We start from the raw sequence: 21,405 nt of genomic DNA, 5'->3' as shown, positions 1-21,405 counted from the left end.
TCAATCCTTACCTGCTTTAAATAAAAATGCCTTTTCTTCCTTGGTTAAACTTTCATAACCACTTTTATTAATCTTATCCAAAATAAGATCAACTTTTTTCTGATTATTAAACTCACTAAACTCGGCTTTATTATGGCCAGCAAAGGGTTTCTTTTTATTTCTATGAACTGTTCTAAGTGTTGGTTTGGGCTTAAACAAGTTAGCAATTTTGTCCATCAATTTCCCAAAGCCCTTACCTATATCCTTACCTTTTAGTAATTGGGTCGCATAAATATAGCCCAATAAATTTCCCCCTAAATGGGCAATATTTCCTCCCTGATTGTTTCCAAATAAGCCAATAACATCAAATGCTACTAATGCCACTCCAATATACCATAGTTTAATTTTTACTGCAAAAAATTGGGCTTCACGATATGGCATATAAGCACAAATAAATATGAGTAAAGCCCTCACACCTGCCGATGCACCAACCAAAGGGCCAGCATTGGCTAATAACATGTTATTAGGTAATATATTATAAGCTGCTAAATAGGCCAATCCTCCAATAATAATCCCTAAAAAGTAAATATTTAATGACTGTTTTCTTGGAAAAAGATTCACCATGGTTCGTGATATAAAGTACAGTACGACCATGTTAAACAACAGATGAAATAGATCATAATGTGTAAATCCGTAGGTAACAATAGACCAAGGTTTCACTATGAAATCGGAAACATCTCTTGGCAATTCAAGCCAAGTTAAGGTCATCTCTCTAGGAACAGCTCTAACCACCTTAAGTATCCAACTAAGGAAAAAAACAGTAACATTTACTGCTATAATTTTCTCAAAAACGTTTAAATTTTTAAGTTTCTCTTTGAAGTCATGCGCTAGCGATGTCATCGATCCCAACGATTTTTGTTAAACTGCGTTTTTTTCCAATACCACATAATAATAAAACCTGTAAATGCGCCACCAACGTGCGCCATATATGCTGTATTGCTCGGACTAAAAAATGATGCTCCTGTAAATGCAGAAATGATATCTAGAATAATAATTCCAGGAATAAAATATTTCGCTTTAATAGGTACTGGTAAAAAGATCAACATTAATTTTGCTTCAGGGTTCATCATTCCAAAAGCAGCCAAAACCCCCATAATACAGCCAGATGCTCCTACCATAGATGCATTATAAGCACTAAAGGCAGTCTTGGCCAAACTCAATTGAGAGCTAGACATACCAACAACTTGTTCATTTGTTGTAAACATCTCTAGTAATTGAGTCTCAGTTAAACCAGAAGCAATTAACTCTGAATAAGCTGGTAAATAGTTAAAATAGTAATACCCTAATTGAAATAGCATTGCACCTAAGCCAGCGGAGATATATAAAAACAAAAACTTCTTAGATCCCAATTGTGTTTCTACCGCAGTTCCAAACATCCAAAGGGCAAACATGTTAAAAAAGAGATGGCCTGGTCCTCCATGCATAAACATGTGGGTGAAAATTTGCCATGGTTGAAACAATTCATTTTCAGGAAAATATAAGGCGAACCATTGATAAAATAATTTACCATCACCTAAACTCACTGTTCCAATAAACATGATAACGTTTATAATGAGTAAATGTTTAACTGTATCTGTTATACCTCTTATCATATATTAATTACATAAATTTTTTATCAAAATCGTCGACGCTCATGGTAATAAACGTGACTCTATTAGTTGGTGAAACCGATGGTTCTTTACAAGCAAATAAGCTATTTACCAAATGCTCTTGTTCTATCGTTGTTAAAGATTGCCCCGTTTTTATCGCAAGACTTTTAGACATTGATTTTGCCAATAAATCTGTTGCACTAAAATTACTATCAGGGACTTCTTGCTCTATATCACTTATAAGTTGTTCCAAAATAATAGAAACTTCACTTTCAGGAACATTTACAGGTACACCAGTAATTTCTATAGTGCTGTCTTTAAATGAAGAAAACACAAAGCCTGTATGTTCCAGGTCTTCTTTTAGTTGTTGTAACACTGTCATTTCCGTAGAAGAAAATTCTAAAGTAAGTGGGAATAATAATTGCTGACTCACAGCTTCCTTGACAGTGAGGTGTTTTAAAAATCCTTCATATAAAATACGCTGATGTGCGCGATGCTGATCGAGTATCATCATTCCTGATTTTATAGTACTTATAATATATTTATTATGAAGTTGGTAAGTAGTTTGAACAGTTTCAGTAGTTACATCATCAGAAAACAACGATGTTTTTTCAGGATCACTTTCAAACTCCACTTCACTAAAATCACTATCCGTTTTTGTGCCTTTAGATTCCAGACCGACATACAAACTTTCCCACTGTGCTGCAGGTTCTTTCCTATAAGTTTGGGTCAATCCACGAGACGATACCTGACTTTTTTCTTCTTGAAATGGATTAAAAGAACGATCAACTTCAACCTTTGGTGTAGTTGCATTTTTATCTCTATAACTGTAAGGTGTGTCTAAGTTGTTATCTCGTTCAAAATCTAACACAGGTGCAATATTAAATTGTCCTAAACTGTGTTTTACAGAAGAGCGCAAAATAGCATAAAGCGTATGTTCATCATCAAACTTAATTTCAGTTTTTGTTGGATGAATATTAATATCAATGCTCTTTGGATCAACCGTTAAGTTGAGAAAATAACTAGGATGACTTCCTTCTTTTACTAAGCCCTCAAATGCCGAATTTATAGCGTGATTGAGATAAGCACTTTTGATAAATCTATTGTTAACGAAAAAGAATTGCTCACTTTTTGTTCGTTTTGCAAATTCAGGTTTCCCAACAAATCCTGAAATTTTCAAGACTTCAGTTTCTTCTTCAACAGGCACCAGTTTTTCGTTTGTTTTTCCTCCAAAAATATTTACAACGCGTTGTCGATAATTACTTTCTGGAAGATTAAAACTCTCACTCCCGTTATGATACATTGAAAATGTTATGTCAGGATGTGCCAATGCTACACGATGAAACTCGTCAATTATATGTCGGAGTTCAACATTATTAGATTTCAAAAAATTACGTCTAGCTGGAATATTAAAAAACAAATTCTTCACCGATAGTGACGTTCCTTTTGGTGTCACCACCATATCTTGATTTTTAATCGTGCTACCTTCAATCTCAATTAATGTTCCCAGTTCGTCTTGCTCTAGTTTCGTTTTTAGCTCTACATGTGCAATGGCAGCAATACTGGCAAGTGCTTCCCCTCTAAAGCCTTTTGTATTTAAGCTAAAAAGATCTTCTGCAGAACGTATTTTAGATGTAGCATGACGCTCAAAGCTAAGTCTAGCATCGGTAGCACTCATACCTTTTCCATCGTCAATAACTTGAATTAAGGTTTTACCCGCATCTTTTATGATAAGTTTGATTGTGCTGGATCCAGCATCTATAGCGTTTTCTAATAATTCTTTAACAACCGAAGCTGGTCGTTGTACAACTTCACCTGCCGCAATTTGATTCGCAACATGATCTGGTAACAATTGAATAATGTCTGCCATTAGCGTTTAAGAGAGAAAATGGATAAATCGAAATCTATGATATAAAGAAAGACTAAAATCAAAACACCAATAATAATAAGTACGCGACGGTTAGCTCCACTTCTATCACCATTATGTCGATAGTCATCAATGGCATTATTAAACTTTGTTTTCAACCCCTTATTATCACCAGCAGTAACACGATATTCGTCAAATTTATGCTTTAATTCATAAGGATTCCCATCACCTTTGTAGTAACGAGGTTGATAGCTGTATTTCTTATTTTTTCTTGTACTTAAAATTCCCATAATGCTATGATTTTTCGTAGTGAGTTAAAATAAACCATAGTGCAATTATCATACCTAAAATCACTATAAGTCTAATAATAGATATACGTCGTTTGCCACTATGCTTACCTTGGCTTCTTACAGTATCCCATTGCGACTTTAAATCGTCCTCTTCCTTCTCATCGCGAAGATGTCTCGGAATATAATTAAAACGTTTATTTTTTCGCTGTTGGAACAAACTCACTAATTAATCTAGTCTATTGTTTCAAAAGTAAAGAATTTACAAGGAAAACTTGCTGTTGAAGTCCTAAAAATTGTTAACAAACAGTGCTTTCTTCAGAAATATGAAACTCTTAGTTGTTATCGTTTCAAGACTACTTGATAAAACAACTCTCTTAAGTTAGTATAAGGGATAAAACATCTATTGACGTCGCAGATCTGCCATTTTAATAGCAGCAATAGCAGCTTCTGTACCTTTATTACCATGCTTTCCACCAGAGCGGTCTATAGATTGTTGCATAGTATTGTCTGTAAGTACACAGAAAATAACTGGAGTATCAGAAGATAAGTTCAGTTCTTTGATACCATGAGTAACACCTTCACAAACAAAATCGAAATGCTTTGTTTCGCCTTGAATTACGCAACCTATAGCAATAACGACATCTACATCTTGTTCAATCATTTTTTTGCTGCCATAGATCAACTCAAAACTACCAGGTACATCCCATTTGATAATGTTATCAGCCAATGCACCACAATCTATCAAGGCATCATAAGCGCCTTCATATAAGCCATTAGTTATGGTGTCATTCCATTCTGAAACAACAATCCCAAACCGAAAGTTCTTCGCGTTTGGGATTGTGTTTTTATCGTAGTTTGATAAATTATGATTTGCAGTTGCCATATTAGTTGTTTGCTTCTGCTCTACCTATAAATGTTTCAATATTTTTAGCTTGATCAGAATCTGAAAAATCAGATTTAATTCTCTTATAGTATTGTAATGCCTTATTATACTCACTTAAGGTTTGAGCTACATTAGCCGCCTTTAATAAATACATTGGTGTTGTATAGTCATTTGTTGACGCCGCAATTGCTTTTTCATAATATTCTAAAGCATCAGGTAATTGATTTAACTGAACAAAAGCATCTCCCATTCCTCCTTTTGCAAGAGGTCCTAAAACAGCATCATCGGTTTTAAACTCACCTAAATACTTCACAGCATTTGAGTAATCTTTTAAGTTTAAATACGCCATACCAGCATCATAACTAGCTATATTTCCAGCAGGAGTACCACTGTATTGATCTGCGATATCGGTTAAACCTAATTTTCCTTCGGCACCATCAAGCGCTATAGTTAATAGAGAATCTTTATTAGCTCCAGCAACAAAGGCATCATCAAAATGCTTTTTAGCTGTATACATTTCATTCATAGCTTCTTCTGCCTTTGGCTCTGCAATAAACTTCTTGTATCCTAAGTAACCTAACATGATAGCCGCAGCCAAACCAATAATAATGAAAATACCTTTTTGGTTTCTAGCAACAAAGTCTTCCGCTTTATTAGCTCCTTCATCTAAAGTATTAAATACTTCAGCTGTTGTAGACTCTTGTTCTAAAACTTCTATCTTCTCACCTTTTTCCTTAATAGGTTTCGGTTTATATCCTCTTTTCTTATATGTTGCCATAATTCTGTATTTGTGCCCGCAAAAATAAAATTTTTATTGGGATTTAAAAGGTAAATTATTTGTTATTTTTACATCCTCTTACAATAAACACAACCTTAATAAGAATATTCCTATTAGTTTTATGATTTTAAACACGTTAAGTTTAGTTAATTATAAAAATTTTGAAAGCCAAGATTTTGAATTTGATTCTAAAATTAACTGTTTTGTTGGTTCTAATGGTGTCGGGAAAACCAATGCCTTAGACGCTATCTACCATTTGTCCTTCGGAAAGAGCTATTTCAACCCAGTGGCTACGCAAAACATTAAGCATAAGGCAGACTTTTTTGTTGTGGATGGCATTTTTAACAAAAACGACAAAACTGAAAAAATCGTAGTGTCCTTAAAACGCGGACAAAAAAAAATGATAAAACGTAATGGTAAAGCCTATGAACGATTTAGTGATCATATTGGGTTTATTCCATCTGTAATCATTTCACCTGCCGATCACGATTTAATTATTGAAGGCAGTGATACACGCCGCAAATTTATTGATAGCGTCATATCTCAAAGCGACAAGCCATACCTCAATACGTTAATTAACTATAACAAAGTACTATCACAGCGTAATGCTTTACTCAAATACTTTGCACTCAACAATACATTTAACGCACAAACTTTAGAGGTATATAACGAACAGTTACACACTTATGGAAGTGCCATTTTTGAAACACGCGATGCGTTTCTAAAAACCTTTATACCAATATTTAAAGCGCGTTATCAAGTCATTAGTAATAATAACGAGGCCATTAATATTCATTATAAAAGTGATTTGTTTGATAATGACCTACAAACTCTTCTAACTCAAAACATCAATAAAGACAAAGCTTTACAATACACAAGTGTAGGGATTCATAAGGATGATCTTAATTTTCAGATCGATACCTACCCTATTAAAAAATTTGGAAGTCAAGGTCAGCAAAAATCATTTTTAATTGCTCTTAAATTGGCGCAGTTTGATTTTGTAAAGGAACAAAGTGGTGTTACACCATTGTTGCTACTCGATGATATTTTTGATAAGTTGGATGAAAATCGCGTTGCTCAAATTATCAGTTTGGTCGACAATGATGATTTTGGGCAATTATTCATAAGTGATACGCACGCCGAACGCACCGAACATATTGTGAAACAAATTCACCAATCATATAAAATTTTCAAACTATGAAAAAGATAGCACTCCTACTCTTTTTAGTTGGTCTATTTAGCTGCTCTAAAGACCCAGCATCTTTTGTAGAACATATTGGGGGTTATTGGGAAATTGATGAAGTTACCTTAAAAGATGGTTCTAAAAGAACATACACGTTTAATAATACTATAGACTATATTGAAGTTTCTGATAGTTTAACAGGATTTAGAAAAAAGATGTTACCAAATCTCGCTGGAAAGTACGAAACGTCAAAAAGTGCTGAATTTTTTAAAATGATTATTGAAAATGATAGTTTGAATATTTATTACAAAACACCATATTCTAATTGGAAAGAAACGGTTTTAAATGCTAATGAGAGTCAGTTGTTAATTATAAATAATACCAATAAAGATGTGTATCTTTATAAACGCTATCAACCTCTAGATTTAGACTAATGGCAAAACGACAAAATGATCACTTACCAATAAGCGATATCCTTAAAGAATTTGTGGATACCAATAAACTTCAGGCAGGTTTAGATAAGGTAGATGTGCGAGAAGCTTGGGCCAAAATGATGGGAAATGGTGTTAACAACTATACCACAGATATCAAACTCGATAGGGACACCTTATACGTTTCATTAAGTTCGAGTGTACTTCGTGAAGAGCTAAGCTATGGAAAACAAAAAATAATAGATATGCTCAATGAGTCTGTGGGAAAAGAAGTTATTAAAAAATTAGTGCTTAGATGATATCGCAAGTTGTAGAGTATTGTTCATGAAATGGCCTTGGGATATGTTCAAAAAGAAGATACCTTTAGATGAGCTTATTGGTACTTGGAAAACAGAAGATGACCTTTTTTTTAAAATAGACATCGTCTATTACTTATCTTTTTCAGAACATGGAAAAGGATATTATCAAACATGGTGTTGGACCAATGGTGATAACGGCGAGGTAACCGTTCCTATTGAATGGAAACGACTAAATTCTGATACCATTCTTATAAAAAAAGCGAATGATACAAAAGCCGCCGAAATAATTTATACCATCCATAAAACATCAAAACAATTGGAACTTACAGAACTAAAAAACAAGACTGAACTATCGCCATACAAACGGTTCTGGATTGTTCCAAAACCGCTATTCAAAGCATTTGAATTATAACTTTAAACTCTCAAAATATTTCAGTAAATTCAAACTTTAAAAGTTCCAACCACATGAAATACATGAAACTCATTGCAACTTTGGTACTCACCTTAGTTGTTTTTTATTGTTTAAATACGAAGCTGGGCGCAATTCCTCCCGTCGGAAAGTTTCTTGACCCCGTAAATGGTGTATGGCAAAATGAAACCAACGAGATTATCGAAGGAAATGTAACCATTGCTGGCTTATCGGCTCCTGTAACGATTCATTATGATGCGCATTTAATTCCGCACATCTTTGCACAGAATGATGCCGATTTATATAAAGCTCAGGGCTATGTTACCGCCAAACATCGTTTGTGGCAAATGGAATTTCAAACTCATGCAGCCGCTGGACGTCTTTCTGAAATTATAGGAAAAAATGCACTAGATTATGATCGTCGTGAACGCAGACGTGGTATGGCTTATGGTGCAGAAATGGCCTTAGAAAAAATGAAAGATGACCCTGAAGCAATTGCACTTTTAAAAGCCTATCGTGATGGAGTAAATAGTTATATTGAATCACTCGATGATAAAAATATTCCTGTGGAGTTTAAACTTCTCGATTATAAACCAGAACCTTGGACTATAAAAAAGACAGCACTACTGCTGATGTATATGACAAAAATGCTAGCAGGCGGCGATGACGATTTAGAGTACACAAACAGTTTACGCAAGTTTGGCCAAGAACGATTTGATTTGCTCTTTCCTGATTTTTTCGATGTGAACGACCCTGTAATTCCGAAAGACACCGATTGGAGTTTTATAGATACTGAAATGACAAAGGCACCGCAAGGTGATATCCCTCTAGATACTATTAGAGAAACGATTGCAAAGCCTCATCCAGATAATGGAAGTAATAATTGGGCTGTATCTAGTGAAAAATCAGTTACGGGAAATGCCATTCTTGCTAACGATCCTCATTTGGGTTTAAACCTTCCTTCTATTTGGTTTGTCATGCAATTAAGCACACCACAACACAGTGCTATGGGAGCAACATTACCAGGTGCTTTAGGTATTATTTCTGGATTTAATAATCATATCGCTTGGGGAGAAACCAATGCAACACGTGATGTACTCGATTGGTATAAAATTGAATTTAAAGACGATTCAAGATCCCAGTACAAATATGGCGACTCGTGGAAAGATACCAGCATTCGTGTTGAAACGATTAATGTTAGAGGCGCATTACCAGTAATAGACTCGGTGCTATACACACATCATGGTCCTGTCACTTACGATCATAATTTTAAAAGTGATAACAAACGTGCTGGCTATGCTATGAAATGGGTTGGTCATACAGGTGGTAATAACCAACGTCCGTTTTTAGATCTTAATAAAGCTAAAAATTACGACGACTATGTAAATGCCTTAAAAGGCTATACGGCACCAGCCCAAAATTTTGTCTTTGCTTCAACTAGTGGTGACATTGCCTTATGGATTCAAGGTTTGTTTCCTAATAAATGGGAAGGTCAGGGCAAATTCTTAATGGATGGCTCTAATCCAGATCACGACTGGCAAGGTTATATTCCACAGGCCTTTAATGCTCATGTGAAAAATCCAGAACGCGGATTTGTAAGTTCGGCTAATCAACATCCTGTAGACGAAAGCTATCCCTTCTATGTCTTTAACGATGGTTATGAAACGTACAGGAATCGTGTTATTAATGATTTCTTTAGATCAAAGGATAAATTTAGTGTAGATGATTTTAAAGCCTTGCATAATAACAACTACAATCTTAAGGCCGCTGAACTTCTAACGGAAATGTTTAAATCCATAGATGTTTCGGCATTAACCGAAGAAGAGCGTGCTATTTATAAGCAAATTAAGTCATGGGATTTTAACAATGATATTGATCAAGTTGGACCAAGTATTTGGAGAGCCTGGTGGTATAAATTATACCCAATGGTTTGGGATGAATTTGATACAGAAGATGAAGCGTTAACAACACCTTTTACATACCAAACAATCTACCTCCTTATCAATCGCCCAAAAGATAAGTTCATGGATATTTTAGAAACTCCCGAGATAGAAACCGCTCACGATTTATTCTTAAAAGCGTTTAAAGATGCGGTAAAAGACTTAAATGATTGGAAAGCCAAACATGGTGATTACAATTGGAAAGATTATAAAGCAACCTATGCTGGGCATTTATTACAAGCCTTACCTGCCTTTTCACGCTTTGATATTCCTATTGGTGGCGATGCTAATATTGTTAATGCAACATCTGAAAATCATGGGCCGTCGTGGCGTATGATTGTAGAAATGAGTTCTCCTCCAAAGGCTCTAGGTATCTATCCAGGAGGCCAATCAGGAAACCCTGGAAGTCTCTATTATGATAATATGATTGATGACTGGGCCGCCGGGACCTATTACGATTTAAATTTTATGCAGAATGATACAGCTACTAGTGATATCATTTCAACACAAACCCTAACACCATCAAACTAATGCGTAAAGAACATATTATTAATTTCATTGTGACCATCCTATTAGCGTTTATTCTTTCTCAGTTTTTACCTTGGTGGTCCATTATGGTAGCAGGTTTTGTTTCTGCGCTCTTTTTTAGTCTAAAGAAACTAGCCGTGTTTGTTGTACCTTTTTTGGCCATTCTCCTATTTTGGTCTGTCTATGCGTTTATAGCAAGTAGCGGTAATGATTTTACGCTTGCCAAAAAGATATCTGTATTGCTTTCTCTTGGTGGCAATCCCTACCTTCTCATACTAGTAACTGGTATTATTGGAGGTTTGGCGGCTGGTATATCTGCTTTACTGGGGAAACAGTTAAGTTTATTGGCAGGGCGTTAAAAAATACGTAGATATACGTTTGGAAAAACTAAAACCATTATAATCTTAGTCCTAAATAATAAAGCAGTATAAAACGACCATAACCATGCATCAAAATTTATCTCAATTTGAAAAAATAAAAATATTTTTGAATGAATACTTCTTTGGCTATGGTATTTTCTTTTCCATTTTAAGGCTAATTGGTGGACCACTTATTTTAATCATGGGACTTTTTCAATATTTTAATGGGAACACCAAAACGGGTATTGGCTATGCTGGGTTTATGATCATTTTCGGAGTTTACTACACACTCAAACCCTTAATACTTATTTTAACTCGAAAATCTTGGTTCAAAAACTTTGACCTCGACTATGATATTGAACCAGAAAAAATAATTATTAGGTCAGACAAAAGTAAATCGGAATTAGATTACTCCAACTTAAAAGCGATCCTAAAAAGGAAAAACTATTTTGCGCTAAAAACCAAATCGAATCAAGGTATTTACTTGCCTATAAAATGTTTAAAGGCCAACGAGATTGCGATCTTAGATGCTCTGACGAAAAACTAATAGTATGACACATTGAAACTGAGGCAACCATTTGGGTGAATTTTGCGTCTATATAAATAGAAATACTTTTATTTAAACACTAAAGACCAACCATTATGTTAGAAAATCAAAAAGTAAACATCAAAATTAAACTTGCAGCATTATGGGCATCGGTAACATTTTGCTATTTATATGGCGATTATTTCGAACTCTACACGCCTGGTAAAATAGACAGTCTAATTACAGGAGACAACGTTTTAGACAGCCCAACCAAACTGTTGATAGCATCAATAATTCTAGTGATTCCTTCTGTTATGGTAGCCTTATCAGTAATTCTGAAACCGAAACCCAACCGAATCCTAAATATCATTTTTGGATTACTATTTACATTGATGATGTTATTAATTGGTGTCAATTCTTTAACCGAATGGTATAGCTTTTACGTCTTTCTCGCATTTGCAGAAAGTATCATTACTATTTTGATTGTTTACTATGCTTGGAAATGGCCACGTGAAGCATAAACTAAACGTGAAGCATAAACTAAATAAGAAGAATAATTTGCAAAAATACCGTCTCAAGACAAACTGTTCTATTTGGACCTCCTACTCTAAAAATAGGATGCTTCCAAAAACACTCGAGTTTGTATAACCTTCGTCATTATTTTGTCCGTGTGATTGTTTTGAGCCCATGAAGTTTTCGCGGCTGTTGTTACCATCATTATCACCATAGGCAATTGAAAAACCGATGTGTTTGTTTTTTAAAATTTCAACGGGAACATTATCCGTAGCTTTTTCATCAAAATCCTTGTTATAAAGTTGAATTGCCATTTCCCAAAGGTATTTGTTACCTTCTTGCGAACGCGCAACAGTAACATGATCATCCAAAAAAATAGTTTGTTCAGATGTACTTTTATCTATTGCATGACCTTCTGAAGACACATGATAAGCAAAGGCTTGATGATTAAATTTATGGTCACCTCCAGATCTATCTTCATCAATGAACACCTCTACATAATCACCTTTCCAATAGTTATCTATACCATTATCTAACGTCGGATTTAAATGATCATCAAAAACTTCAACCAAAACATATAGATAGTGCTTATCCCAAGCGAGTTTAAACTTCCCATGGTAATCTGCAGAGTCTACTGGTTCACCCATCCATACATAATTCATATCATACCAATCTACGCGAGACCATATATCGTCTTTACTGCAACCATCCATAATCAAAGGAGATGGCGTCATATAGGCTTTAAAATGACCATCGTCTTGAGCAACTATAGAAGTAGATAATGTATCTAATTGGCAGCTCAAAGTATCTGATGATGCGTTTTGTTTAGAATTATCTACATGTCGGCAGCATGTTAAGCATAAAACTAATATTAATAATGACAGGCTTTTAATTAAAATTAATCGTATCCATTTCATGTAAAGCGTTCCGAATTTTTTAACATCCATTTTATATGACTTAATTTTCTTTTCTAAAGTAACGAATTAAAAACCTAATGACTAATCACAGGAGCTAGCAATTTGTTATTCTTACATAAGTTTTAGAACCGTTTTCTTTTTATTTAGTTCGTTTCCTTTTACTAACTTCGTATGAACAAAGCGCTGAAAAAGCCATTTCAATTGACACGTTATACTTCAAATGATAAATAGAAAATTAAAGATTAGAATACGAGATATGGCAAGTATATTTGCTAGTACAACAGGTATTGACATTCCAAAAGAAATCGTTGATTTTTATGAATTGCATGAAGACAAAAACATAGATTTTGAATTCATTCGTTTATTTAGAGACCTGTATGGTTCTAGCAAAAAAGGTGAATATCCTTATATATCACTATTAATATCTGAGAACTTTGCACTAGAGATTTTAAAGTTAATTTATGCCATTCCTGATACCAATAGAATGGAAATTCTATTTGAAAGTATCAAGAATCATCCTTTTAATGGCATACACACTAAAATTTATTTGAAGAACAACACTCTCTATAGAAGTATAGACGATAAACCTATTGCAGAGGACACTGAAGAGTTTATTATTGAGGAAATTCTTTTTGCTGTAAATGATTACGATTACAGAAGCAATAGCTTCAATTTTCCTTTAATTCAAAAAGCCTATGAGAGTCTTAATTCTGACAGTAGTAATATTAAGGTTATATTAATTTTATCGGTAGATTGTGGTGGAGAAGGCGGTATTATTGTTAGGGGAAAACATATGGGATATAGCGCAAGCTATGCACATATTGATGAATCGTATGTTATGTTTAATGAAAAAAGAATAGCGTATAGTGGGTTCTTATGCGAGGACTCGGAAAGACCTTATATAGAAATGGATAAAAAAAAATTGAACTAAAACGAAAATGAAAAAACTATTTTTAGACGATGTCAGAACTATTGAAATGATTTATGACAAATCTATGACACCCGAGTTTGATATCGTTCGTACCTATACTGCATTTGTCGATTATATTAAAACAAACGGACTTCCAAATTATATAAGTTTTGATAACGATCTTGGTCTTGGATCAGACGGTAAGGTGGCACCAGATGGATTGGCTGCTGCAAAATGGTTAGTCTACGAATCTGGACTTGATTTAAGACATTTAGAGTTTAAAGTGCACTCTGCAAATCCAGTAGCTACCGAACAAATTAAAGGTCTTTTAAACAATTATATTAAGCATTTAAAGTCAAAAAACAACGAAAATCTTAGTTAGCACAATGATATTACAACTTAAACGTTGACAATATTATGAGATGCCTAACCATCATTCTAACTATTATTCTACTCCATTCTTGTGCGAAAGAAAAAAGTACTTTAAAAGAAACCATCAAACGAACTAAGGTTGATAGTATATCAAATCTAAACGAGTTACGCACCTTTATAAAAACCACAGATTCCACGCTAAACCAATTTTTATATGCAACACCCAAATCTTATAACCAAGAAGGGTTTCATGTAGCGAAAATAAAACGGAGATTAGATTCAATGTTTCCCAATATTACGTTCATAAAAGAGGATTTCGATGCTAATGGATTTACAGATTTAATTATAACTGGAGCGTTCTATCAGCATTCATTTAAAGTCATGGCGATAATGAATTATGGAAATGACCACTATGCTCCTATTCCTTTAACGCTATCATTAATTAATGATTTTCCTATTTACCCAAAGTTGGTCTATAAAGATGAAATTCCTGCCGTAGAATTGTATTCCATTTCTAACTATGCTGAAAATTTTGAAAATGGTATTTCAAAAACAACACTTGTATATAAATACGGAAGATTTATAGATTTTAATGAGGAAGGTGAAGATTATCAAATCTCTCAAATTGAATATCGTGCTGAAGGCTGTTTTGGAACTTGTCCTGTGTTTGAATTAGTTCTAAACGAAAATGCTAAATCCTCATTTATTGCAAGATATCATAATTTCAGTAAAACATTGAAAATTGATCCTAATAAAGAAGAAGGCTATTTTGAAACAACAATTGCAAAAGACAAGTTCTCAGAACTATGTGAAATAATTAATTATTTACAAATTAAAAATCTTAGTGATTCTTATTTTGCCGGAGGTACTTGCCAGCCCTCATGTACACTCAAAGTTTATTTTACAGATGGCACAGTAAAGACCATAGAAGACTATGGGAAATCAGGAACCAACGGTTTGTATTATTTATACAGAAAATTATCCGACTTAAGGTTTAACCAAGACTGGGAAAAACTATAACTCTACTATCAGCAACTATACTTTTTGCCAAAGTAGCTCCAATTTTTTTTCTTTTGTTAACTTTAAACCAAATAACATAATGAAAGATCTATAGATAGGTTTTAATTGATAAAAACACAAAAAGTCATGACATTAGAGATGCCAATAACAATTATTTTTATTATCATTTTAAGCGTTGCACTAATATTTTGGTTCTTAAAATCGAAGACCAGATTAAGAAAAATGATAGTCATTTTAACTGGACTAGCATTTGCATTGTTTGGGTATATCCTAAATCAAATTGATATTTATAACTCCAATAAAGACTTAATTTTAAATCAAGAGGATTTAGATAGTGTCCAAAGAAATGAATTGATGAGCAATCTTAATTTTGATCTAGGGTTGATCATTTATTCAGTGTTATTGGGTTTGGCAATCATTTCAATTGTCTATTTAGAAGTACATCATAAAAAAGCGCTACAGCAACGTGTATAACTATTAATTATCGAAGTTAAACGTTTAATCGTTTGATATAAAGCAATAAAAAAGCGCAACCTACGGTTGCGCTTTCTATATATTTCCAGCGTGTTGAATTAAAACATCTCTCTACCTGAGAAATGAAATGCACCTTCAATAGCAGCATTCTCATCACTATCACTTCCGTGAACTGCGTTTTCTCCAATAGATGCCGCATACAATTTTCTAATTGTTCCTTCTGCAGCTTCTGCTGGATTAGTAGCACCAATTAATGTTCTAAAATCTTCAACAGCATTGTCCTTTTCAAGGATTGCCGCAACAATTGGCCCTCTTGTCATGTATTCTACTAATTCACCAAAGAAAGGTCTCTCTTTATGAATAGCATAGAATGCTTGAGCATCCGCAGTTGTCATTTGCGTTAATTTCATCGCTACGATTCTAAAACCTGAAGCTGTTATTTTTTCTAAAATTGCACCAATATTCCCTTTTTCAACAGAATCTGGTTTAAGCATTGTAAATGTTCTATTTGTTGCCATTATTTTATTTTAAATTTGACTGCAAAAGTAATGCATTTCTTAATAAAAACAATAGAATCCATTATTAAAAAATTGTATATTCGTCCTCTATGAATAAAGACGACATTAATAGCATCAAAGCGCTTCTAAGTTCACCTAAAGCCATTGTTATCATTCCGCATAAAAATCCAGATGGAGATGCCATAGGCTCTACATTAGGCTTATATCGTTATCTAAAAATGTACAATCACAACGTCATTGTCATTGCTCCAAATGATTATCCAGATTTTCTAAAATGGATGCCTGATGAATCTACCATTCTGAAGTATGAGTCGCAGCAAGAAGAAAGTGACGACTATATAAAAAACGCCGACATTCTATTTACATTAGACTTTAATTCGCTAAGTAGAATTGGTGATATGGAGGCCGCTGTAACAGCCGCACAAGGCATGAAAATTATGATTGATCATCATCAACAACCAGATCAATATGCCAAATACATGTACTCCGATGTTTCGATGTCTTCAACATGTGAAATGGTCTTCAATTTCATAGATATGCTTGGCGATTCAGATAAAATAAACAGTGATATTGCGACGTGTTTATACGCCGGAATTATGACTGATACTGGATCATTTCGATTTCCATCTACAACTAGCGCAACACATCATATTATAGGTAATCTCATTGAAAAAGGTGCTCGAAACTCTGATATTCATAATAATATATATGACACCAATAGCTATGAACGCCTTCAATTGCTAGGGCGCGCACTAAGCAACCTTAAAGTCATTCCAGAATATCGTACAGCCTATATTACCTTATCGCAAGATGAACTTAATACTTTCAATTTCAAAAAAGGTGACACTGAAGGTTTTGTAAATTATGGCTTGTCACTTAAGGGTATCATTTTCGCTGCGATTTTTATCGAAAATCAACAAGAAAATATCATTAAAATATCATTGAGAAGTAAAGGTGATTTCTCAGTAAACAAACTGTCTAGAGCGCATTTTAGTGGTGGAGGTCATACCAATGCAGCAGGAGGCAAAAGTGATTTAAATTTAAACGAGACCATTGACAAATTTATTAGTATCTTGCCTCAATATAAACAAGACCTCAAAGCATAATGAAAACAATATATTCCTTATTATTTTTAATTCTCTTGGCCTTGAGTTGTAAAGCTCCTGAAGCCCGAGAACCCAAAGGCGTGCAGTCGGGTTCCTTTATAGAAGAATCTGCTGAGCGCAATAAAAAACTAAATCAGCGTGAACAAAAACGTATTGAGGCGATAATGGCTCAAAATCCAGAGTATGATTATATCGCTTCTAAAACAGGATTTTGGTATTACTATCACACTAAAGTTGAAATTGATACTATAACACCTGGCTTTGGAGATATTATTAACTTCGATTATGATATAAAAGATTTAAACGGAAATGTGATTTACTCACAACAAGAACTTGGTACACAAAACTATGCTATGGATCAAGAAGAAATCTTTAAAGGACTGCGAGAAGGCTTAAAACTATTAAAACCTACAGAGTCTGCCACCTTCCTTTTTCCTTCGCAAAAAGCGTATGGCTATTATGGCGATAATGACAAAATTGGCACCAATATTCCGTTGATGTGCAAAGTAACCGTGAACAACATAAAACAAAACCAATAAATTTAATTTAGATACAAATGCAATTGATGAGCAAAACACTCCAAATTTTAATGTTATGTCTATGTGTAACATTAACTTCATGTAAAGAAGAATATCCAGAATTAGAAGATGGATTATATGCCGAAATCGTGACGTCTAAAGACACCATGATCGCAAAATTATTCTACGACAAGGTACCTTTAACCGTTGCTAACTTTGTAGCCTTAGCGGAAGGAAATCACCCTATGGTAAGTGAAGAATTTAAAGGCAAAAAATATTATGATAGCTTAACATTCCATCGCGTTATGGATCAATTTATGATTCAAGGTGGTGATCACACGGCAACTGGTGCAGGAAGTCCTGGTTATAAATTCACTTCAGAATTTGACGAAAGTTTAAAGCATGATAAAGGTGGTATTTTATCGATGGCTAATTCTGGAGGTATTGGAACCAATGGTAGTCAGTTTTTTATAACAGAAGTACCTTATCCTAGCTTAGATGCATTTGATGCAAACGGACTTTTAAAGCCGTGCGACCGCCCAAGAGTAAGTTGTCACAGTGTTTTTGGTGAATTAGTAAAAGGAATTGATGTACAGGATTCCATTTCTAATGTTGCTGTTGAACCTGGTAGTAGTAAACCACTGGAGACGGTGTACATGACAAAAGTAAATATCATTAGAAAAGGATCTGATGCAAAAGCGTTTAACGCACCAAAAATATTTGAAGACGAACTTGAAAACGCCCCTAAAAAATGGGAAGCTCTTAAAGAAGCAGCAAAAGTAAAGGCCGAAGAAATGAGAAAAGAGCGCGAAGCAAAAATTGCCGAAGCAGCTAAAGAAACAAAACCTTTAATTGATGATTACAATGCTAAATCTACTACTTTGGCTTCTGGCTTAAAGAAGTTTGTAATTACCGAAGGTACTGGCGAAAAACCTAAGGAAGGTGATTTTGCAATGATTAATTATGAAGGTTACTTTACAGATGGTCGTTTGTTTGATTCCAATCAAAAAGCAATTGCAGAAAAATCTGGAATGTATGATCAAAGACGTGAAGATGCAGGAATGTATGGTCCTTCAAGAATGCAAATTCGTCCAGATGCGCAAATGATCGCAGGCTTTAAAGAAGCAATAGCATCTATGAAAGTAGGCGAACGTGCATTTTTCTACTTGCCTTCTCACCTAGCCTATGGTGAGCGCGGTAGAGGAAGTATTAAACCAAATACAGATTTGACCTTTATTTTAGAAATGACCGAAATAGCCAAATAAGGCTAACTATTGCCAACTAAAACTAAAAAAAAGCCTTTCAATATTGAAAGGCTTTTTTGATTATTACTATTAAAATTTATATTGTTAACGCTTTGGGATATTCTTTAAAATCTCAAGAACATAAGTCCAATACTTTTGCGTAGAAGAAATCTGAGCTCGCTCATCAGGCGAATGGGCTCCTTTAATATTCGGACCAAAACTTATCATATCCATTTCAGGGTAATTTGTTCCTAAAATACCGCATTCTAAACCAGCATGGCAAGCTGCAACATGAGGTTCTTCTCCATTATTAAGTTCTTTATAAAGTGGTACCATGACTTTTAAAATATCAGAATCCATATTAGGTTTCCATCCAGGGTAATCTCCAGAAAACTCAACCTCACAACCTGTTAATTCAAAAGTGGCACGTAGCATGTTTGCCAAATCCCATTTAGAACTTTCAACAGAACTGCGGGTTAAACAACCAATTTTTATAGCGCCTTCTTTCACGATTACACGTGCAATGTTATTTGAAGTTTCTACAAGATCTGGTATATCTGCACTCATTCGATAGACACCATTAAGCGCAGCATATAAGGCTCTTGTTAATCCTTCTTGAACTCCTAAATCCATAATTTTATTTGGCGTCTCTGTTTTAGAGATGTCAATGACCAATTCTGGTTCCATTGTTCTTAACTCCGTTTTAATCGTATTCGCAAGGTTATCCATTTCAGATATAAAAGCGGCTTCATGAACAGCATCTATGGCAACAATGGCATTACTTTCTCTCGGTATAGCATTACGCAAGCTCCCTCCATCAATGTTTGAAATGCGCAAGCCAAAATTTTCAAATCCATCAAATAACAAACGGTTCATTATTTTATTAGCATTTCCAAGTCCTTCATGGATTTGCATACCTGAATGACCTCCTTGTAAGCCTTTAACTGAAATTATAAACCCTATTTTAAATTCGGGAGTCTCCTCTTCCTTATAAGTTCTTGTCGCAGTAACATCAACACCTCCAGCACAACCTACACCTATTTCATCATCTTCTTCTGTATCTAAGTTTAAAAGAATTTCGCCATCAAGCATTCCTCCTTTTAATCCCATTGCTCCTGTCATTCCGGTTTCTTCATCTATGGTAAATAACGCTTCAATAGCAGGATGTACAATTGTTGTACTTTCTAAAATAGCCATAATGGTAGCTACACCCAACCCATTGTCAGCTCCAAGTGTTGTGCCTTTTGCTCTTACCCAATCTCCATCTATATACATCTCAATACCTTGTGTATCGAAATCAAAATCTGTATCATTATTTTTTTGATGTACCATATCTAGATGTGATTGCATCACAACAGTTTTGCGATCTTCCATCCCAGAAGAGGCTGGCTTTTTTATAATAACATTCCCTACTTCATCCTCAATAGTTTCCAAGTCTAATTTCTCACCAAAATCTTTCATGAACTGTATTACACGTTCTTCTTTTTTAGAGGGTCTTGGTACGGCATTTAAGTCGGCAAATTTATTCCAAAGTTGCTTAGGTTCTAGTTGTCTTATTTCTGAACTCATTCTGTTTTTTTTAGTTTAGCAAAGGTACATTCTTTTTAGTATTTTTGAGTCATGCTGAAATATAAAAGACTCATTATAGCTTTATCTATTATTCCCCAGATTATTTTTCTAAAGGTATTAGTAAATTTTCCAAATTTGGTCGAATCTGTCTACAGTCATGGCATTTATATTTGGATCTCCAAAGCCATGCGCTATGCGTTTGGATGGCTGCCATTTTCAGTAGGAGACATTCTTTATACGCTTTTGGGGTTATATATTGTTAGGTGGCTCTTCAGCAATAGAAAACGTATAATTAAAGACTCGAAGCAATGGTTTTTAGATGTATTATCGGCAGTTTCGGTTGGTTACTTTGCATTTCATCTACTTTGGGCTTTTAACTACTATCGCCTACCGCTACATAAGTCGTTGAACATTAATCATGATTATACAACCGAAGAGTTAGTAGACCTCACCAAGCAATTAATTGGCAAAACCAATAGCCTTCAACTTCAACTTGCCGCTCATGATTCTACGAAAGTGGTGATACCCTATTCTAAGTCTGAAATCTTAAAAATGATACCTGAAGGTTATGATAAATTATCTCAAGAATTTCCTTATTTAGCATATCAACCTCGAAGTATAAAGCGTTCATTATATAGCATACCATTAACCTATATGGGATTTTCGGGATACTTAAACCCATTTACAAATGAAGCACAAGTTGATGGTTTAATTCCATCATTCAAATTTCCCACAACAGGGAGTCATGAAGTTGCGCACCAACTAGGTTATGCTGCCGAAAACGAAGCTAATTTCATAGGTAGTATGGCTGCTATGCATCATCCAAATGTGTATTTTAATTATTCTGGATTTGCATTTGCACTTCGCCATTGCTTGCATGAAACTTTTAAAAGAGATCAAGAACTATATAAAGAACTCGTCTCTCAGGTTAATGAAGGTATTATCTATAATTATAAGGAAGTTCAGGATTTCTGGGATAATTATCAAAACCCTACAGAGCCCTTGTTTAAAGCCACCTACAATAACTTCTTAAAGTCTAATAATCAGGCTGGTGGCATGGAAAGTTATAGTTATGTCGTCGCATTATTAGTTAATTATCATAAAAACCATCCCATAGATTAAA

The 21,405-nt window shown here is 34.4% G+C and carries 26 protein-coding genes; 16 read left to right on the top strand and 10 right to left on the bottom strand.

The window, feature by feature from the left end; translation table 11 throughout:
* From Q0787_RS07185 to Q0787_RS07155, 7 genes are all read right to left on the bottom strand, one after another.
* The gene (locus Q0787_RS07185; RefSeq protein ID WP_298901627.1) at nucleotides 1–879 is read right to left on the bottom strand and encodes a rhomboid family intramembrane serine protease; all 879 of its coding nucleotides are present in this window, start codon (nucleotides 877–879) and stop codon (nucleotides 1–3) included.
* Nucleotides 876–1,631 carry a rhomboid family intramembrane serine protease gene (locus Q0787_RS07180; RefSeq protein ID WP_298901626.1) on the bottom strand — a complete coding sequence of 252 codons (756 nt, stop codon included), beginning with the start codon at nucleotides 1,629–1,631 and terminating at the stop codon, nucleotides 876–878. The genes Q0787_RS07185 and Q0787_RS07180 overlap by 4 nt, the downstream gene beginning before the upstream one ends.
* A 7-nt stretch (nucleotides 1,632–1,638) precedes the next feature.
* Entirely contained in the window at nucleotides 1,639–3,498 is a 1,860-nt protein-coding gene (gene mutL / locus Q0787_RS07175; protein ID WP_298901625.1) for a DNA mismatch repair endonuclease MutL, read from the bottom strand.
* Nucleotides 3,498–3,785 carry a riboflavin synthase subunit beta gene (locus tag Q0787_RS07170; RefSeq protein WP_298901624.1) on the bottom strand — a complete coding sequence of 96 codons (288 nt, stop codon included), beginning with the start codon at nucleotides 3,783–3,785 and terminating at the stop codon, nucleotides 3,498–3,500. The genes mutL and Q0787_RS07170 overlap by 1 nt, the downstream gene beginning before the upstream one ends.
* Before the next feature lie 4 nt (nucleotides 3,786–3,789).
* Entirely contained in the window at nucleotides 3,790–4,002 is a 213-nt protein-coding gene (locus Q0787_RS07165) for a hypothetical protein (RefSeq protein ID WP_298901622.1), read from the bottom strand.
* A gap of 183 nt (nucleotides 4,003–4,185) precedes the next feature.
* On the bottom strand, nucleotides 4,186–4,668 hold the full coding sequence (gene ribH / locus Q0787_RS07160; RefSeq protein WP_298901621.1) for a 6,7-dimethyl-8-ribityllumazine synthase: 483 nt from the start codon (nucleotides 4,666–4,668) through the stop codon (nucleotides 4,186–4,188).
* A 1-nt stretch (nucleotide 4,669) separates the two neighbouring features.
* The gene (locus Q0787_RS07155) at nucleotides 4,670–5,446 is read right to left on the bottom strand and encodes a tetratricopeptide repeat protein (protein WP_298901620.1); all 777 of its coding nucleotides are present in this window, start codon (nucleotides 5,444–5,446) and stop codon (nucleotides 4,670–4,672) included.
* Nucleotides 5,447–5,567: 121 nt separating this feature from the next.
* Between Q0787_RS07155 and recF the strand changes: the two genes are divergently transcribed.
* From recF to Q0787_RS07115, 8 genes are all read left to right on the top strand, one after another.
* A complete protein-coding gene (gene recF / locus Q0787_RS07150; protein ID WP_298901618.1) occupies nucleotides 5,568–6,647 on the top strand; it encodes a DNA replication/repair protein RecF in 1,080 nt (359 codons plus the stop codon).
* Nucleotides 6,644–7,063 (top strand): hypothetical protein, encoded by a 420-nt coding sequence (locus tag Q0787_RS07145; protein ID WP_298901617.1) that lies wholly within the window; start codon nucleotides 6,644–6,646, stop codon nucleotides 7,061–7,063. Before recF ends, Q0787_RS07145 begins: the two co-directional genes overlap by 4 nt.
* Nucleotides 7,063–7,359 (top strand): DUF721 domain-containing protein, encoded by a 297-nt coding sequence (locus tag Q0787_RS07140; protein ID WP_298901616.1) that lies wholly within the window; start codon nucleotides 7,063–7,065, stop codon nucleotides 7,357–7,359. Before Q0787_RS07145 ends, Q0787_RS07140 begins: the two co-directional genes overlap by 1 nt.
* Before the next feature lie 25 nt (nucleotides 7,360–7,384).
* Nucleotides 7,385–7,771 (top strand): hypothetical protein, encoded by a 387-nt coding sequence (locus Q0787_RS07135; RefSeq protein WP_298901615.1) that lies wholly within the window; start codon nucleotides 7,385–7,387, stop codon nucleotides 7,769–7,771.
* Between the two features lie 53 nt (nucleotides 7,772–7,824).
* On the top strand, nucleotides 7,825–10,239 hold the full coding sequence (locus Q0787_RS07130) for a penicillin acylase family protein (protein ID WP_298901614.1): 2,415 nt from the start codon (nucleotides 7,825–7,827) through the stop codon (nucleotides 10,237–10,239).
* Nucleotides 10,239–10,595, top strand: a complete 357-nt coding sequence (locus Q0787_RS07125) for a hypothetical protein (protein ID WP_298901613.1) — start codon at nucleotides 10,239–10,241, stop codon at nucleotides 10,593–10,595. The genes Q0787_RS07130 and Q0787_RS07125 overlap by 1 nt, the downstream gene beginning before the upstream one ends.
* 85 nt (nucleotides 10,596–10,680) lie before the next feature.
* Nucleotides 10,681–11,142 (top strand): YcxB family protein, encoded by a 462-nt coding sequence (locus Q0787_RS07120; protein WP_298901612.1) that lies wholly within the window; start codon nucleotides 10,681–10,683, stop codon nucleotides 11,140–11,142.
* Nucleotides 11,143–11,237: 95 nt separating this feature from the next.
* Nucleotides 11,238–11,642 (top strand): DUF6326 family protein, encoded by a 405-nt coding sequence (locus Q0787_RS07115; protein WP_298901610.1) that lies wholly within the window; start codon nucleotides 11,238–11,240, stop codon nucleotides 11,640–11,642.
* 81 nt (nucleotides 11,643–11,723) lie between these two features.
* Here Q0787_RS07115 and Q0787_RS07110 read toward each other — a convergent pair whose 3' ends face one another.
* A complete protein-coding gene (locus Q0787_RS07110) occupies nucleotides 11,724–12,581 on the bottom strand; it encodes a sugar-binding protein (protein ID WP_298901608.1) in 858 nt (285 codons plus the stop codon).
* 226 nt (nucleotides 12,582–12,807) lie between these two features.
* On the opposite strand from Q0787_RS07110, the gene Q0787_RS07105 reads away from it, so the two are divergent.
* From Q0787_RS07105 to Q0787_RS07090, 4 genes are all read left to right on the top strand, one after another.
* Nucleotides 12,808–13,482, top strand: coding sequence for a hypothetical protein (locus tag Q0787_RS07105; RefSeq protein ID WP_298901606.1), 675 nt, complete (start codon nucleotides 12,808–12,810; stop codon nucleotides 13,480–13,482).
* A 7-nt stretch (nucleotides 13,483–13,489) separates the two neighbouring features.
* Complete coding sequence (locus Q0787_RS07100) at nucleotides 13,490–13,843, top strand: cyclic-phosphate processing receiver domain-containing protein (protein ID WP_298901604.1); 354 nt, start codon at nucleotides 13,490–13,492, stop codon at nucleotides 13,841–13,843.
* A 35-nt stretch (nucleotides 13,844–13,878) separates the two neighbouring features.
* Entirely contained in the window at nucleotides 13,879–14,853 is a 975-nt protein-coding gene (locus Q0787_RS07095) for a DUF6438 domain-containing protein (RefSeq protein WP_298901603.1), read from the top strand.
* A gap of 126 nt (nucleotides 14,854–14,979) precedes the next feature.
* A complete protein-coding gene (locus tag Q0787_RS07090; RefSeq protein ID WP_298901601.1) occupies nucleotides 14,980–15,327 on the top strand; it encodes a hypothetical protein in 348 nt (115 codons plus the stop codon).
* A gap of 98 nt (nucleotides 15,328–15,425) precedes the next feature.
* Here the strand turns inward: Q0787_RS07090 and Q0787_RS07085 are convergent, their stop codons facing one another.
* Nucleotides 15,426–15,845: a nucleoside-diphosphate kinase gene (locus Q0787_RS07085; RefSeq protein ID WP_298901600.1), complete on the bottom strand. Its 420-nt coding sequence runs from the start codon at nucleotides 15,843–15,845 to the stop codon at nucleotides 15,426–15,428.
* An 89-nt stretch (nucleotides 15,846–15,934) separates the two neighbouring features.
* On the opposite strand from Q0787_RS07085, the gene Q0787_RS07080 reads away from it, so the two are divergent.
* From Q0787_RS07080 to Q0787_RS07070, 3 genes are read left to right on the top strand one after another with little or no spacing between them, the layout of a single operon-like run.
* Nucleotides 15,935–16,951 carry a bifunctional oligoribonuclease/PAP phosphatase NrnA gene (locus Q0787_RS07080; RefSeq protein ID WP_298901599.1) on the top strand — a complete coding sequence of 339 codons (1,017 nt, stop codon included), beginning with the start codon at nucleotides 15,935–15,937 and terminating at the stop codon, nucleotides 16,949–16,951.
* The gene (gldI, locus tag Q0787_RS07075) at nucleotides 16,951–17,490 is read left to right on the top strand and encodes a gliding motility-associated peptidyl-prolyl isomerase GldI (protein ID WP_298901598.1); all 540 of its coding nucleotides are present in this window, start codon (nucleotides 16,951–16,953) and stop codon (nucleotides 17,488–17,490) included. Before Q0787_RS07080 ends, gldI begins: the two co-directional genes overlap by 1 nt.
* A 26-nt stretch (nucleotides 17,491–17,516) precedes the next feature.
* Nucleotides 17,517–18,734, top strand: coding sequence for a peptidylprolyl isomerase (locus tag Q0787_RS07070; RefSeq protein ID WP_298901597.1), 1,218 nt, complete (start codon nucleotides 17,517–17,519; stop codon nucleotides 18,732–18,734).
* An 84-nt stretch (nucleotides 18,735–18,818) separates the two neighbouring features.
* Here Q0787_RS07070 and Q0787_RS07065 read toward each other — a convergent pair whose 3' ends face one another.
* The gene (locus Q0787_RS07065) at nucleotides 18,819–20,282 is read right to left on the bottom strand and encodes an aminoacyl-histidine dipeptidase (RefSeq protein ID WP_298901594.1); all 1,464 of its coding nucleotides are present in this window, start codon (nucleotides 20,280–20,282) and stop codon (nucleotides 18,819–18,821) included.
* Nucleotides 20,283–20,333: 51 nt separating this feature from the next.
* On the opposite strand from Q0787_RS07065, the gene Q0787_RS07060 reads away from it, so the two are divergent.
* Nucleotides 20,334–21,404, top strand: coding sequence for a DUF3810 domain-containing protein (locus tag Q0787_RS07060; RefSeq protein WP_298901593.1), 1,071 nt, complete (start codon nucleotides 20,334–20,336; stop codon nucleotides 21,402–21,404).
* The last annotated feature ends 1 nt before the right edge of the window (nucleotide 21,405 follow it).

Origin of the sequence: uncultured Psychroserpens sp. (genome assembly GCF_947492715.1) — a bacterium.
In the GTDB taxonomy this organism is placed as follows: Bacteria; Bacteroidota; Bacteroidia; order Flavobacteriales; family Flavobacteriaceae; genus Psychroserpens.
Note: the sequence above shows the minus strand (reverse complement) of the source record. Positions and strands in the feature narration are given on the sequence as shown.